Annotated in this window: 15 protein-coding genes; 9 read left to right on the top strand and 6 right to left on the bottom strand. The window is 74.5% G+C overall.

What is annotated here, in order from left to right; genetic code table 11:
• Positions 1-68: 68 nt before the first annotated feature.
• From AC2CJA_RS04660 to AC2CJA_RS04635, 6 genes are all read right to left on the bottom strand, one after another.
• Entirely contained in the window at positions 69-716 is a 648-nt protein-coding gene (locus tag AC2CJA_RS04660; protein ID WP_484601367.1) for a hypothetical protein, read from the bottom strand.
• 372 nt (positions 717-1,088) lie between these two features.
• On the bottom strand, positions 1,089-1,217 hold the full coding sequence (locus tag AC2CJA_RS04655) for a hypothetical protein (RefSeq protein WP_484601366.1): 129 nt from the start codon (positions 1,215-1,217) through the stop codon (positions 1,089-1,091).
• Positions 1,218-1,292: 75 nt separating this feature from the next.
• Positions 1,293-2,234 carry an LLM class flavin-dependent oxidoreductase gene (locus tag AC2CJA_RS04650; RefSeq protein WP_484601365.1) on the bottom strand — a complete coding sequence of 314 codons (942 nt, stop codon included), beginning with the start codon at positions 2,232-2,234 and terminating at the stop codon, positions 1,293-1,295.
• 589 nt (positions 2,235-2,823) lie between these two features.
• Positions 2,824-2,982, bottom strand: coding sequence for a hypothetical protein (locus AC2CJA_RS04645; RefSeq protein WP_484601364.1), 159 nt, complete (start codon positions 2,980-2,982; stop codon positions 2,824-2,826).
• Positions 2,983-3,031: 49 nt separating this feature from the next.
• A complete protein-coding gene (locus AC2CJA_RS04640) occupies positions 3,032-3,229 on the bottom strand; it encodes an integrase core domain-containing protein (RefSeq protein ID WP_484601363.1) in 198 nt (65 codons plus the stop codon).
• Between the two features lie 168 nt (positions 3,230-3,397).
• Positions 3,398-3,667 (bottom strand): IS3 family transposase, encoded by a 270-nt coding sequence (locus AC2CJA_RS04635; RefSeq protein ID WP_484601368.1) that lies wholly within the window; start codon positions 3,665-3,667, stop codon positions 3,398-3,400.
• 625 nt (positions 3,668-4,292) lie between these two features.
• On the opposite strand from AC2CJA_RS04635, the gene AC2CJA_RS04630 reads away from it, so the two are divergent.
• Genes AC2CJA_RS04630 through AC2CJA_RS04590 form a run of 9 tightly spaced genes read left to right on the top strand, consistent with a single transcriptional unit; the run spans position 4,293 to position 14,124 of the window.
• Complete coding sequence (locus tag AC2CJA_RS04630) at positions 4,293-5,537, top strand: inositol-3-phosphate synthase (protein WP_484601362.1); 1,245 nt, start codon at positions 4,293-4,295, stop codon at positions 5,535-5,537.
• On the top strand, positions 5,534-6,487 hold the full coding sequence (locus AC2CJA_RS04625; RefSeq protein WP_484601361.1) for an HD domain-containing protein: 954 nt from the start codon (positions 5,534-5,536) through the stop codon (positions 6,485-6,487). Before AC2CJA_RS04630 ends, AC2CJA_RS04625 begins: the two co-directional genes overlap by 4 nt.
• Positions 6,484-7,674 carry a class I SAM-dependent methyltransferase gene (locus AC2CJA_RS04620; protein ID WP_484601360.1) on the top strand — a complete coding sequence of 397 codons (1,191 nt, stop codon included), beginning with the start codon at positions 6,484-6,486 and terminating at the stop codon, positions 7,672-7,674. The genes AC2CJA_RS04625 and AC2CJA_RS04620 overlap by 4 nt, the downstream gene beginning before the upstream one ends.
• Positions 7,668-8,825 (top strand): Gfo/Idh/MocA family protein, encoded by a 1,158-nt coding sequence (locus AC2CJA_RS04615; protein ID WP_484601359.1) that lies wholly within the window; start codon positions 7,668-7,670, stop codon positions 8,823-8,825. Before AC2CJA_RS04620 ends, AC2CJA_RS04615 begins: the two co-directional genes overlap by 7 nt.
• Positions 8,822-9,649 (top strand): MBL fold metallo-hydrolase, encoded by an 828-nt coding sequence (locus AC2CJA_RS04610; protein ID WP_484601358.1) that lies wholly within the window; start codon positions 8,822-8,824, stop codon positions 9,647-9,649. The genes AC2CJA_RS04615 and AC2CJA_RS04610 overlap by 4 nt, the downstream gene beginning before the upstream one ends.
• Positions 9,646-11,121: a YcaO-like family protein gene (locus AC2CJA_RS04605; protein ID WP_484601357.1), complete on the top strand. Its 1,476-nt coding sequence runs from the start codon at positions 9,646-9,648 to the stop codon at positions 11,119-11,121. Before AC2CJA_RS04610 ends, AC2CJA_RS04605 begins: the two co-directional genes overlap by 4 nt.
• Positions 11,118-12,044, top strand: a complete 927-nt coding sequence (locus AC2CJA_RS04600) for a sugar phosphate isomerase/epimerase family protein (protein WP_484601356.1) — start codon at positions 11,118-11,120, stop codon at positions 12,042-12,044. The genes AC2CJA_RS04605 and AC2CJA_RS04600 overlap by 4 nt, the downstream gene beginning before the upstream one ends.
• Positions 12,041-13,321, top strand: a complete 1,281-nt coding sequence (locus AC2CJA_RS04595) for a glycosyltransferase family 4 protein (protein ID WP_484601355.1) — start codon at positions 12,041-12,043, stop codon at positions 13,319-13,321. Before AC2CJA_RS04600 ends, AC2CJA_RS04595 begins: the two co-directional genes overlap by 4 nt.
• Positions 13,318-14,124 (top strand): PIG-L deacetylase family protein, encoded by an 807-nt coding sequence (locus AC2CJA_RS04590; protein ID WP_484601354.1) that lies wholly within the window; start codon positions 13,318-13,320, stop codon positions 14,122-14,124. The genes AC2CJA_RS04595 and AC2CJA_RS04590 overlap by 4 nt, the downstream gene beginning before the upstream one ends.
• Positions 14,125-14,207: the final 83 nt, after the last annotated feature.

Raw genomic sequence — 14,207 nt, 5'->3', positions numbered from 1 at the left:
CCGAGGCAAACCCGCGTCAACCGGCTGCGGAGACGGCCGGGGCTCCTAGACCCCCGGCCGTCAGCCGATCACGGCTCGGGCGGCGTGTACACGCCCCCGGCCGTGAGGTGCCCGAGAACGGTCTTCGTGGTCAGACCCGACGGACCGAAGGTGGTCTCGAACACCTCCAGCGATGCCTCGGTCAGGCGCATCGGCACGCCGACGATCTGGATCCTCATCGGCCGACCGGGAGGCACCGGCGCCGCGTCCAGGCGCCCCTCCCCCGCGGTGAAGGTGAACACCGACTGCAGGGCGGTCACCAGGCCGTTGACGGTGGCCTCCCCGGAGACCGTCTCGCCCTCCAGCGAGGACACCAGGTCGGACAGCCGGAACTCACCGGCGGGAGTCCGCAGCACCAGGCCACCTCCGAGGACCGCGGTGCCCCGGGCTCGCCCGGGATCGTCCACCGAGGGGTCGCCGGTCGCCGACCGTACCGGGAAACGAACCCTTCCCCCACCGCTGTTCTGGTTCCCGCTGGCCGGAGCGACCGGCTCCACGGTGACCCCGAGACGGTCCAACTCGTCCTGGGTGTGCTTGCTCCATCGCAGATCCACCCAGGCGTCCGAGATCCTGCCCAGCTCCGGGCCCGCGGAGGCGCCAAAGGCCGTCGGCGTGAGACTGGCAAGCAGGGGCGCGGCCAGCGCCCCTCCTATGATTCCTCGTCGTGTCGCGCTCATCCTGTACTTTCACCTCTTCCCGGGGCAGCAAGGCGCGGCCCCGGGAAGAGCATGGGCGGGCAACACAGCCCAGCACGGAGTGATAGCACCAGGAGCCACCCGAACGAGGGACGGTCACGGTATGCCTGGGAACACGTGACCGATTGTCGGCGGCTCGCCTCTATCGCCGCCTGTCCGCGGCGACGCGGCGCGGGAGGGCGGCCCGCCCCCTCTCCGTCGCCCGGGCCCTGCGCGGCGTGCCGCTCACCTGGACCGCATGGGAGGAACTCCAATGGACGTTCATGGTCTCCGTCTCCCTGTCCTCGAACGGCGTGGGCAGCGCTTCCGGGCACGGTTGCGTAAACTGCCTCCCCGGGCCGAACAGACGCCACGTCAGCGGTCGACCGGGCTGCCCACCCGCTCCAGGCCACTCTCGCGCAGGACCTGCTGCGCCGTGTCGTCCAGGGTGATGCTCTGCGTGGTGCGAGGGTGCCTGCTCCCGCCGGTCAGCTCCGTGTTCACCGGCGTCTGCCACAGGACCGGAGGCCGCCAGTCACGACGAACACGCGGGGCATGACTGCGGTCCCGCGGCCGGGATCACGGCCCCACTCGGTTCGCGCGGAGACGGGCGAGCAGCTTCCCGGCGTCCTCCAGGGCCGGCTCGCGCACCACATAGCGAGTGATGCCCCAGCGCCGCTCGTACTCGGCCAGCGAGGCGACGATCTCTTCCTCGGTCCCGATCCAGGCGTACGGGGCGCCCAGTACCTCCTGCGCGGTACATCCGGTCAGCTCGGCGAAACGGTGCGCGGCGGACTCCGCGTGGTCGGTGACCTCCACCACCTGGACGAGCGCCTCGCGCGCGGGCGGGCTCTCCCGTCCGGCGGCACCCCGCTCGACCAGTTCCACCTGCCGGTCGATGTCCTCGCTCCGCCACCGCACCTCGTGGCTGTGCCCGTCCGGCAGGGTACGGCCGAGTCCGCTCAGCGCGACGGCATCGGCGTGCTCGCCCGCCCACCGCAGCAGGGTGGAGTTGCCGCCGCCGAAGGTGAACGGTACCCGGTCCTGTACCGGGCGCGGCTTCTCCAGCCGGGCCGACCGGGCGTACACCTCAGGGCCGTCGAGGGTCACCTCCTCCCCCGCCAGCAGTGTGCGGCACGCCTCGGCCACGGCGGTGAAGCGTCGTACACGTCCGGCGACGTCGGGGCGCCGCGAGCCGACCATGGCCCACTCGGCGGGGGTGTGTCCGGCGCCCAGTGCCATCCGGGCCCGACCGCCCGAGACGACGTCCAGGGTCGCGATGTCGGAGGCGAGCAGCAGTGGCTCGCGCACCCCGGCGTTGGCCACATAGGGCCCGAGGCCGATGCGTTCGGTGACCGGTGCCGCGGCAGCCAGTGCCACGAACGGGGAGGCCGCCGCCCCCGGATGGTCGGGGACAAGCAGCGCGTCGAAACCCGCCGTCTCGCAGTGCCGGGCGAGAGTGATCCAGGAGTTCATGTCGTTCGGTACGGCCTGTACAGAAAATGAGAGCATGGCGGCCATCCTGGCAGCGCAGGCCGCCACACCCCCACGCCCAGGGACAATGGTCAGCCAGCAGCGAACGCCGTGGTGAATACCGGACCGTCTCCCACGCCCGCGGGGCTTCTCCTGTTTCCGCCTTTCTGGGTCCGGGGAGATCACGGACATGGCGGGCGCCGGATCACCCCGGGTGTGCTCTACGCGCTCGACCGGCACGACCGGCGTCGGCTGCGGCGGACTTCGCGATCTCGAGAAGCGTCTCGGCGTGGCCCTTTTCGATCACTCCAGCCGAACGTCCGTCCTCACCGAGGCCGATCGGGCGCTGCTGCCCGAGGTCCGGGCGGCTGTCGAGGCGATGGGGCGGTTACGGCGGGCCGCACAGTCGGTTTCACACGGACGCGCACGCCCGTAACCGATCACCCCGCGCGACCACCACTGTGGAGGTGCCGACTGTGGCCGGCCTGGCTCCCGCGGAACACCTCCACGTCGGCGGGGAGGATGGGCAGGAGGGTGTCTGTCCGCGGCTCCGGTGCTCAGAGGCTGCCGGCGACGCGGAACGCGTCGCCGGTGTCCAGGCCGAGGCGGGAGGCCAGAGCGAGGCAGTCGCCGAAGGTCACGTCGTCTCCGGCCAGGCGGGCGGCGGCCAGGCGGGCGGGGTCCGTTCCGTGTCCACGGCGAGGTAGTTGCCGTCCTCGCCGGTAGCGAAACGGATCCAGTCGGGATGGCCCCCGCAGCGGCGGACGGTGTCGGCGGGGGTGGTGTCGAAGACCACGGCGTCCCACTCCGGGTCCCGGGCCTTGACCCCGGTTCCTGGACATGGGTTACGCGGCTGGCGCCAGCGTAGTTGATGTCGTTCGGAAGGCGTTCTCGTAGGCGATGGGGCTGCGGTGCCCGAGGCGGGAGTGGCGGCGTCGGGTGTTGTAGCGGTGCAGCCAGCGGAACGCGTCGAGCCGGGCCTCGCGCTCGCCGGACCAGCTCTTGCGGCCCTGGAGGGGGTCCCGCGCTCGTCCCTGCGCCACAACATTCTCCCTCGTCATCGAGGTGTTGCGACGACCACTTGAATCCGCCCTGGGCGCCGTGGTCGGTGTGCAGGACCGCTCCGGCGAGGCTGCCGCGGGGGCGCCTCACGGCGTCCAGGGCGTCGACGACGAGACCGGTGCGCAGGTGGTCCGCGATCACCCAGCCGGTCAGACACCGTGAGGCGAGGTCGATGACGGTGGCCGGGTATTCGTCTCACGTGCGGTGAAGTCGCGGCCGATCAGGTCCGGGGCCTTCACCCCGGCCGGGTCCGGAGTCGTGGTGCGGTGTCTGCGCCGCAGCCTCGGGCCGGCCAGATTGATGCTCCGCATCACGCGCGCGACGCGCTTGCGGTCGACCCGCTCGCCGTTCTCGCGGAGCTCGGCGGTGATCCTCGGGACGCCGTGGGTGCCGTCCGACTCGCGGTGCACGGCCCGTATCCGGGCGGCGAGACCGGCGCCGCACCGCCTGCCTCGCTGCCCGGTCGGCGGCGGTGCGGCGCCGGTAGGAGAAGCTGGAGCGGGAGACGTCGAGGATGGTGCACAGCCGCTTCACGCCGGAGCGGCGCTGGTGGCCGGCGACGGGCTGGAAGCGGTTCACCAGCGCGTCTGGCCGGCGAAACACTTCGCCGCCTTCCGCAGGATCTCGCGCTCTTCCTCCGGCTCGCGGACCTTCTTGCGCGGAGCGGCGTTCTCCGCCTCCAGCGCAGTGGGCGGCTCGACGGACGCCTCCGCCCGCCGCCCCCGGGGCCGGCCCGCACCGGCCGCCCTGGGGGATTCACCCGTTCGGCCGTCCTGGCCGGCCGATCACGTGCGCGGCGCGACGGGCACGCGGTGCCCGCATCGGCGCGCCACCGTCGCACGGCAAGGACGAAACCCCCGGATCACGGCTTTTCCCGCGGATGCGCCGGTCCATGGCCGCGCCGAACCTTGATGACGTCGGGGCGGCGCGTCCGTTCCGCCACGTACGTGACAGCTTTCGCGGGTCCGCGGGGGCCTCCGGACGGGTTCCACTCCGTCGCCGGGCCTCGGCCGCGGCCGCCGTGCGAGTCGATCGGAGAGAGCGATGAACACGCTGACCGAGAGGCGTCCCTCCCGCCACGGAAGCGGGAACGAGCCGGTGGACCGGCTGGGTGTGGCCGTCGTGGGGCTGGGCGGCGCGGTGGCCACGACCGCCGTGGCCGGGGTGGAACTGCTCAGGCTCGGGGCCTGCGGTCAGGACGGACTTCCGCTGGCAGCGCGTACGGACCTGGTGCCCTACGAGGGGCTGGTGTTCGGCGGCTGGGACGTGTCCGCCGACGACCTGGCCAAGGCCGCCCACTTCCACCAAGTGCTGGACCCCGCCCAGATCGAGGCCGTTGCGCCCCGGCTGCAGCGGGTGCGGCCCTGGCCGGCCGTGGCCGATCCGGCCTACTGCCGCGGGGTCGGCGGCGCCAACGTCATGCCGTCCGGCGACCTGCGCGAGCAGACCGACCGGATACGGGAGGACCTGCGGCGCTTCCGGGCCGAGCAGGCGCTGGAGGAGGTGGTCGTGGTCAACCTCGCCTCGACCGAGCGGCAACCGGACCCGGCGGCGTCGTCCCTGGCCTCCCCCGAAGCCTTCGAGGACGCGCTGGACGGTGGGAGCGAGGCGATCACCCCCGCCATGCTCTACGCCTACGCGGCGCTGCGGGAGGGCATGGCGTACGTGAACTTCACCCCGAGCGTCGGAGCCGACGTACCGGCCCTGACGCTGCTGGCCGAGCGGCGGCACGTGCCGATCGCCGGCAAGGACGGCAAGACCGGGCAGACGATGGTCAAGACGGTCCTCGCCCCGGCGTTGCGGTCCCGGGCGCTGCGGGTGGAGGGCTGGTACTCCACCAACCTGCTGGGCAACCGCGACGGTCGGGCGCTGGAGGATCCGGGCTCGCTGGCCAGCAAGACGGCCGCCAAGGAGTCGGTGCTGGACGCAGTGCTCGGCTACCCGGTCGAGGACCACCTGGTGCGCATCGACTACTACCGGCCGCGCGGCGACCGGAAGGAGGCGTGGGACAACATCGACCTGGTCGGTTTCCTCGGCCGCCGGATGCAGGTGAAGATCGACTTCCTGTGTCAGGACTCCGCCCTGGCCGCCCCGCTGGTACTGGAGCTGGTGCGTCTGCTGGCGGAGGCGCGGCGGCGTGGGGAGCGCGGGGTGCAGGAGCAGTTCGGGTTCTTCTTCAAGGCCCCCATGACCGTCGACGGACGCGTCCCGGAGCACGCGCTGCACCGGCAGGAGCGCGCCCTGCTGGACTGGCTGGACGGTCGGACGCCGCGGGACGGACGGTCGTGACGCGGGCCGCTCCCCGCCCGGCGCGGCAGGCCTCGCTCCAGGTGCCGCGCGATGCCCTGCGGGCGGCCGCCCCCCTGCTGCGCGAGATCGGCGACCTCAAGCGGGTCCGGACGGCCGACAGCACTGCCTCGATGGCGGGACGCGCCTTCCTCCGGTCGTGGGCGGCGCTGGCCCGGGGTGCCGGCCCCGGCCGGATCGCCGCCCTGGAGTGCGCTGCCGCCGTGGCCGGGGCACGTCTGGCGGGTGTGGACGGCCCGGTGCTGCGGCGGTGCGGGCTGACGGTTTCCGAGGCTGCGGCCGTGCTGGCCCGCTCGGTCGGGCGGCATACGGGCAGGTTGGACGCGGTGACCCTCGGCCGGCTGCGGGAAGCGCTGCCGCGGCTGGCCGGGGCGGAGCACCACGACGCCCCGGCGCCGGGGTTCGCGGTGGACCTGTGCGCCCAGCCGCGGGCGGGTGCCACACGGCCCGGGCGCCCGCGGCTGATGGTGGAGCCGCCCGAGAGCCATGGTGACCACTGCTGGGCGGTCGCCGTCTACGGCGGGTTGCTGGCCGAAGTGTTCGGCGCCGACCCCGCCGACGCCTTCCTGCTCGGTCTGGCCCATCACCTGCACAACGCGGTGCTGCCCGACGCGGGCTTCGCCGGGGAGGAGCTGCTGGGCGAGCACCTGCCGGGCATCACGGCGCGGCTGACCGATCGACCACTCGCGGCTCTGCCCGGCCCCCTCGCCTCGCGTCTGACCGGTCTGCTCGCCCTGCGCGAGGAGGCCGTGCACCCGGCCGCCCGGGCTTTCCACGCCGCCGATGTACTGGACCGGGTGCTGCAGGTCCACCACCACGCACGGGCCGCCGCCTTCACCGCCGGGCAGGCGCTGGACGACCTGGACCTGGTGCATCCCTGCGCGGTGTCCGGCTTCCACCGGGCCGTGCTGGCCGCGGCGGAGGCGGCGTGAGGAGCCCGGCCGCGGGTCCCGCGGCGAAGGCGGCCGTGACCGGTCTGGTCAGCCCGGTCGGCGGAGCCCCGCTGCGGTCACGCGGGCCCGGTCTGCTGTCCGACGGCGAACGGCTCTGGCCCGTGGTGGCGGGCATCCCCTGGTTGCGCGCCGGCCGCGAGGAGCTGCGTGAGCGGGCCGTGCGCCGTATCGAAGAGGGCGACCCGGACGGTGCCGCGGTCGTCCTGCTCGCCGACACCGACGACTGGTGGGACGGCCCGGTCCCGCCTCCCGGGACGCTGCGCGCCGCGCTGAAGGCCGCCACCTTGCGCGAGGCGGTGACGCTGTTGGGTCTGGGCAGGGTCGGGGACTACTTCCTGCACCGGTGGAGCGACCCGACCTGGCTGGCCGTACTCGCCCTGACCGCACACCATCCGCCCGGCCCCCGACCGGTGCTGGAACTGGCCTGCGGCACGGGACACCTGCTGCGGGAGCTGGCGCTGCGCGGGCACCGGGACCTGACCGGCATCGACGTGGTCTTCGCCAAACTGTGGCTGGCCCGGCGGTTCGTCGTGCCCGAGGCGCGGCTGGTGTGCGCCGACCTGACCGCCCCGTGGCCGCTGCGCCCGCACGGGCCGGCCTACGTGACCTGTCACGACGCGCTGTACTTCCTGCCCCGCAAGCGGGAGATGGTGGACCGCGCCCTGAGGCACGCCGACGGCGGCGCCGTCGTCCTGGGCCACTGCCACAACGCACTGGTCCCCGGGCCGAGTGCCGGTCTGCCGCTGGATCCGGCCGGCTGGCGGTCGCTGCTGCCGGGGGCCGTCTGCTACGACGACGCCGGTCTGACCCGCGCCCTGCTGGACGGTGTCGCCCCCCGCCCGCGTTCGGTGGAGGACCTGGCGCACTGCGAGGCCCTCGCCCTGGCCGATGCCCCGCCTCCACCGCCCGGAGGGGCCCTGCCGACCCCGGCCCGGCCCGTCCCCGGGCGGCCCCTGCGGCTCAACCCCCTCTACCGTGACGGTCTGCTGCGCTGGCCGAGCCCACGCTGGCGGGACGAGTACGGGCGGGATGCCGCCGGTTACCTGCCGAGCCGCGTCGTTCTCTCCCCCGCCCTGCTCGCGGACGCGCGAGCGGGGCGCCTGACGCCCGAGGTGGCCGGGCTGGCCCGCCGCAGGGTGCTCCTGGACCTGCCGGAGCGATGGTGAACGCCGACACGTCGGCCGCCGCGACCACGTGCCGGTGGGCGATCGCCGGGTGCGGATGGGTCGCCCGCGACCACTTCCTGCCCGGACTGCTGGAGGCCGCCCGGCAGCGGCCGGCCACCGCGGTCCCCCGCCTGGTCGCCGTGACCGACACCGACCCGGTCGCCGCCGCGCGGCTGGCCGCCCGGGCGCCCGGTGTCCGGGCCGTCCCCCGTCTCGCGGATCTGCTGGCCGACCACCGGCCCGACGCGGTGTACGTGGCCACGCCCAATCACACCCACCGCCCCGTGGCCGAGGCCGCCGCAGCGGCGGGAGCGGCAGTGCTGTGCGAGAAGCCGCTCGCCGCCGACCTCGCCGACGCCGAGCGTCTGGTCACAGCCTGTGAACGCGCGGGGGTGCCGGCGGCCACCGCCTACGACCAGCGGTTCCACCCGGCCCACCGGGCCGCGCGGGAGGTGGTGGCCTCCGGCGGGCTGGGCACGGTCACCGCGGTGCGGATGACCTACTGCTGCTGGCTGCCACCCGCCTGGTCACCGGACGGCGGCCACTGCGACAACTGGCGCGCCGACCCGGCGCGGGCCGGCGGCGGAGCCCTGATCGACCTGGCCCCGCACGGACTCGATCTGGTGGGGGTGCTGCTCGGCGGGGACGACGTGACGCAACTGGCGGCGCTGGTCCAGCACCGGGTGCACCCCTACCGGGTCGACGACGGCGCTGTCCTGGCCGGCCGGACCGACGGCGGGGTCCTGGTCTGTCTCCACGTCGCCTACAACACCCCCGACGCGCTGCCCCGCCGCCGACTGGAGATCGTCGGCACCCGCGGGTTGCTGACCGCGACCGACACCCTCGGTCAGGACGCCGGAGGAGCGGTGTGGCTCACCGGCGCGGACACCGCGCGGCGCGTTCCCGTCGCGTTCGACGCCGGTGCCTCGCCCTTCGGCGGACAGGTCAGCGGATTCTCCGCGGCCGTGACGGCGGCGCGCGACGGTGCCGCACGGGAGCGGATCTGGCCGTGGCCGCTGCGGCGCGACCTGGCCCTGCACGGGCTGCTGCTGGAAGCACTGGCCCGCGCCGACGGGGCCACCGCCGAAGTTCCCCCCTCGTTTCCGGCCGCGGGCCGGATCCCCCTCACCACCGAGGAAGGCCGACGATGACCCTGAGCATGTACGCCTGTGCCCACTGCGGCCACTGGCAGCGGTGGTTCGGTACCCCGCCCGGCTGTCCGGTCTGCGGCGACGTGCGCAACGCGCTGCCCGAGGACGGCTGGGACCTGGTGGAGGAGAAGACGGTCGGCGCCCTCCTCACCGCCGACTGGCACCGGCCGGCCCCGGGCGTCACCGGGTTCCGCACCGTCCCCTCCTTCGGTCTGGGATCGACGGGCTGGCTGATCGAGACCGGGAACGGCAACGCCGCCTGGGAGGCGGCACCGTACTACCCTCCCGAGGCACTGGCCGAGATCGAACGGCTCGGCGGCATCACCTGGCTGGGCGCCAGCCATGTGCACGGCTACGGCGCCCTGTGGCAGCTCCAGCGGCACTTCGCTCCCCCGGTGGTCGCCGTCGGCACGCGGGACCTGGAGTGGACCAAGGCGTTCCGGGTGACCTGGCCGGTGGACGAGACCCTGGAGCCGGCCCCGGGGCTGACGATGTACCGCACCGGCGGGCACTTCGACGGCCACTGCGTCCTGCACGACGCACACCGGGGAATCCTCTTCTGCGGCGACGCCCTCAAGGTCGACCTGGACGGCACCGTGCCACGTGCCCTGTCCTGCCACAAGGCCTACCACGCCCGCGTACCGCTCTCGCACGGCGAGGTGCGGCGCTACCGCTCGGTGATCGGGGAGCTGGAGTTCGACGCGGTCGCCACCCCCTTCGAGTTCGCCGCCCCGGTGACCACCGCGGACGTGACGCGCCTGTTCGACCACCGGCTGTCCGGACAGCCCACCACGGAGGCCCTCGCGCTGGGAGCCGGACGGTGAGCGCCGCCGGGACGCACCCGGTGGTGCGGGCCTACCGCGCCGCGCTGGCACCCGGGGAGCAGGACGACTTCGACATCGGCGCGGCCGACCGCACCGGCTTCCCGGTGGTCTCCGCCGACCACCTCGGCCCGGACGGCATGCGCAAGGGTGCCTGCGGATACGGAGCCGGCACCGACCAGGCCCATATCGGGGCGTACGGCGAACTCGTCGAGGAAGTGTTGTCGGCGCGGCACCTGGCGCGCACCGAGCGCCGCCGGGCTTCCTACGCGGAACTGGTGCGCGAGCGCGGCCGGGACCGGGTCGCCGACCCGGTCCGCCTCGTCCTGCCGGCCGGCGCGGACTACACCCCCGAGCGCCCCTTGGACTGGGTGCCCGCGCGCCGTTACCGCACCGGCGAAGAGGTGCTGGTACCCGCCGAGTTCGCCGCGGCGTGCGGCGGCGACCTGCCCGGGGACGCCCCGCCGGGGGGCTGGCTGACCACCCCGGTCACCAACGGGCTTGGCGCCGGGGACACCCCCGAACGAGCCCTGTCCCACGCTCTGCTGGAGATCCTCCAGCGCGACGGCAACGCGACGGCGCACCGCGCGACGGACGAGGGGGTGGTGATCGAGTTGGACGAGGTCGCCGACCCGGTCACCGTCTCGGTGCTCGGGCGGCTGCGGAGCCTTGGCATCCGTGTACTGCCCAAGTTGGCCTCCGCGCAATTCGCGATGGCCGACGTCCACGTCGTCGGCCTCGACGCCGATCCCATGGCTCCGCCGCTGGTCCTGACCGCCTGCGGGGAGGCCGTCCATCCCGACCGGGAGACGGCACTGCGCAAGGCGGTGCTGGAGTACGTCTCCTCCCGGGCGCGGAAGGTCTTCTTCCACAGTCCGCTGGAGACCGTCGCGCGGATCGCCCCGCCGGGCTACCTCGACCGCGAACTGTCCTCACCCCTGGCGGAACAGGAGCCGCGCGCCCTGCGTGCGATGACCGCCTGGGCCGGCCTGGACGGCCCGCGCCTGCTGGCGCTGCTGGAGCCCGCCGTGCTGGCGCAGCGTTCCACCGTGCCCTTCTCCGGCCTGCCGACCGTGCCGACCGGTTCCCTGGAGGACCCCGGCGCCCTCCTGGCGGACCTGCTGCGGCGGCTCGCCGACTTCGACGTACTGGTGATCGAGACGGGCGGCCCGGACGGGTACGCGGTCAAGGCCCTCGTTCCCGGCATGGAGGTGGAGACGATGTCCTACGCACGGATCGGGGAACGCGGGGTACGGCGGCTGATGGAAAGCGGACGACCCCTGGCCGGGGTGGGCCCCCTCCCCCGCCCCGGGGCGCGACCGGTCCACCTCACCGCCGAGGCCCGCGAACGGCTGGGCGGACCCGCCTGGTTCGATGTCGGGGCCGCCCAGGAGGCGGTGGGGGCGCTGTACCCGCTCTACCGCGAACCGGACCGTCACGCGGTGGCCCGCACCGCCGCGGGAGCCCTCCGATGAGCGCCTCGGCGGGCGACGGCCTGCGCTACGCCTACAACACCAACGGCATGACCTCGCACCGCCTGCCGGACGCGCTGGCCCTGCTGGCGGACACCGGGTACGACGGTGTCGCCCTCACCCTGGATGTCGCCCACCACGACCCCTTCGCGCCGCGTCTGGCGGCCCGCACCGCCTCCCTGGCCCGCCGGCTGGACCGCCTGGGGCTGGACAGCACGGTGGAGACCGGGGCGCGGTTCCTCCTCGACCCGAGGCGCAAACACGAACCGACCCTGGTGACCCGCGATCCGGCCGGCCGGGCCCGTCGGCTGGCTTTCCTGCGGCTGTGCGTGGACATCGCCGCCGACCTGGGCAGCGAGGCGGTCTCGTTCTGGGCGGGAGCACCGGCCCCGGGCACGGACACCTCCTCCGGCGGGACGGCCTGGGGGTATCTGGTGGACGGAGTGCGCGCCGTCGTGGCGTACGCGACCGAGCGCGGCGTGGTCGCGGCCTTCGAGCCCGAGCCGGGCATGCTCGTGGAGGACTGTGCCGGCTGGTCCCGCCTGGCCGCCCGCGTTCCCGGCCTGCGGCTGGCGCTGGACACCGGCCACTGCCTGGTGTCCGGCGACCTGGCGCCCCACCGGGCGGTGCTGAACCACGCCCGGGATCTGGGGGCGGTGGCCGTGGAGGACATGCCCCGCGGTCGGCACGAGCACCGCGCCCCGGGTGAGGGCGACATGGACCTGCCCATGGTGCTCGGCGCGCTGCGCGCCGTGCGATACGGCGGACTGGTGAGCCTTGAGCTGTCCCGTGACGCCCACCGCGCCGACGTCCTGGTGCCCGGGGCGCTGCGGGCGCTGCGGCACGCGGAGCGGGCCGGGAGCGACGGGGCCCCGGACGCACCCGCCGCGCACGGCGTCGCCGGTTCCCCGGAGGGAGTGCGATGAGGATCTGCTTCGTCTCGCGGCGCTACTGGCCGACCGTGTCGGGCATGAGCGCCTACGCGGAGAACCTGCTGCGGTCCCTGACGGCCGCGGGGCACGAGGTCACCCTGGTGTCCCAGTACCGCGGCGACCGGCAGGGACGCGCCGTCTACGGCGGCGGCCCTCCCCCGCCCGATCGGGTCCCCCGGGGCGTGCGCCTGGTGGCGCTGGAGTCCTTGGGAGAGCAGGCCGTCGCCGACGGGCGGCCCGCGGACTTCGAGGCCGATGTCACCGCACTGTGCGAGGCGATCGCCGGCCTGCACGCGCGCGAGCCGCTGGACGTGCTCCACGCCCAGTACGGATACCCGCCGGGGCTGGCCGCGGTGGAGGCGTCGCAACGGCTGGGTGTTCCGTCCGTGGTCTCCATCCAGGGCGGTGACGGGCACTGGGTCGGCACCTGCTGCGCCACGCATCGCGCAGCGGTCCGGCGGGTCCTGCGGGACGCCCCCGCCCTGCTGATCGGCTCGGCCTCCTTCGCGGCCGAGGTCGCGGCCCGCCACCGGGTACCGGTCGAGCGCTTCACGGTGGTCCCCGGAGCCACCGACACCGAGCTGTTCCGGCCCCGGCCGAGCCGGCGGCCGGGAGCGGTCGGCGACCCGCCGACGCTCCTCTACCACGGTCGGATCGACGCCCGCAAAGGCGTGTTGGACCTGCTGGAGGCGGTGCGGCTGCTCCTGGCCGAGGGCAGGCGACTGCGGCTGCTGGTCTCCGGCACCGGCCCCGACCTGGACCGGCTGACCCGCCGGGCGCGGCGAACGGACCTGGCCGACGCGGTGGAGGTGCTGGGTCCCACCGGCTATCACGAGGCCCCCGCCGTCTACCGTCAAGGGGACGTCTTCGTCAGCCCCACCTGGGCCGAGGGGTTCTCCAACACCATTCTGGAGGCGATGGCCTGCGGGCTTGCGGTGGTCTCCACCAGCGTGGTCGGGGTGGTGGACTGCGTGCGGGACGGCGTCAACGGCCTGCTGGCGCCGCCGCGCGACCCCGGCGCCCTGGCCGGGGCGGTCGGGCGGGTGCTCGACGACGCGCCACTGCGGCACCGCCTCGTGCGGACGGCGCTGGAGCAGGTGCGGTCCCGGTGGTCGTGGCCGGTGGCCGCCGGGCGCATCGGCACCGCGTACGAGGAGGTGCGCGCCGCGTGGTCCACCGGGGACCGGCCCGGAAGGGCTCCGGGCGGCGGGACCGCCGGATCCGTCGTGGACCTGTCCTGTCGGTTCCGCCGCGCCCCGCATCTGCTGTGACCGCGCGGACGCCGGGCGCCCGTACGGCCGTGGCCGTCAGCCCGCACCTGGACGACGCGGTCTTCTCCGCCGGGGGCGTCCTGGCCGCCCTGGCCCGGGCGGGCTGGTCGGTGCGGGTCATCACCTGCTTCACGGCCTCGGTCGAGGATCCGTGCGCCTTCGCGCTGTCCACCCAGCTCGACAAGGGGCTGCCCGCGGAAACCGACTACATGGCCCTACGCCGCGCGGAGGACACCGCCGCCCAGCGGGTGCTGGGCGTGCTGCCCCCGGTGCACCTGCCGCTGCCCGAGGCACCGCACCGTGGATACGGCAGCGCGCCGGAGCTCTTCGCCTCCCCTCGCACCGACGACATGGCCGGCGCGGAACTGGAGTCGCTGATCCGCCCACACCTGGCACCGGCGGACCTCGTCCTCGCCCCGCGGGGGATCGGCGGCCACGTCGACCACCTGATCACGGCCTGGGCGGTCGCCGCCACCGCACCACCCTCGCACACCTGCTGGTGGCGCGACGTCCCCTATGCGGTCCGCGCGCCGTATGCCGTGGGTCGGCCTCCTCCCGGCCGGTCCGCGGACGCAACCGAGGTGACGGTGGACATCGGCACCGTGCTGACGCCCAAGATCGCCGCAGCCGCCTGCTACACCTCCCAGCTGGGGTTCCAGTTCGGCGGCATCGATCGGGTCGGCGGGGTGCTGTCCGCCGCGGCCCGGACCGAGGCCCGCCGCACCGGCGCCCGGTGCGGTCACGGTGAGGCGCTGATGGCCGGAAGCCGGGCGCGGCGCCTTCTGGACACTCTCTTCCCGTAGTGCCCCGGGAAGAGCCGGCACGCACGGTGACCTCTTGGCCGTCCAGTCGGAGTTCACTGTCGCGGCTGGTCAAAGCAGTGTTC

It is taken from the genome of Streptomyces sp. ATLC9, assembly GCF_057196705.1.
The sequence above is the reverse complement of the archived record's forward strand: the minus strand, read 5'-3'. Positions and strand labels throughout refer to the sequence as shown.

Coding starts and splice junctions, on each gene's coding strand:
- AC2CJA_RS04660 (WP_484601367.1), bottom strand. CDS start 716: ATGAGCGCGACACGACGAGGAATCATAGGAGGGGCGCTGGCCGCGCCC.
- AC2CJA_RS04650 (WP_484601365.1), bottom strand. CDS start 2,234: ATGGCCGCCATGCTCTCATTTTCTGTACAGGCCGTACCGAACGACATG.
- AC2CJA_RS04630 (WP_484601362.1), top strand. CDS start 4,293: ATGAACACGCTGACCGAGAGGCGTCCCTCCCGCCACGGAAGCGGGAAC.
- AC2CJA_RS04615 (WP_484601359.1), top strand. CDS start 7,668: ATGGTGAACGCCGACACGTCGGCCGCCGCGACCACGTGCCGGTGGGCG.
- AC2CJA_RS04610 (WP_484601358.1), top strand. CDS start 8,822: ATGACCCTGAGCATGTACGCCTGTGCCCACTGCGGCCACTGGCAGCGG.
- AC2CJA_RS04600 (WP_484601356.1), top strand. CDS start 11,118: ATGAGCGCCTCGGCGGGCGACGGCCTGCGCTACGCCTACAACACCAAC.
- AC2CJA_RS04595 (WP_484601355.1), top strand. CDS start 12,041: ATGAGGATCTGCTTCGTCTCGCGGCGCTACTGGCCGACCGTGTCGGGC.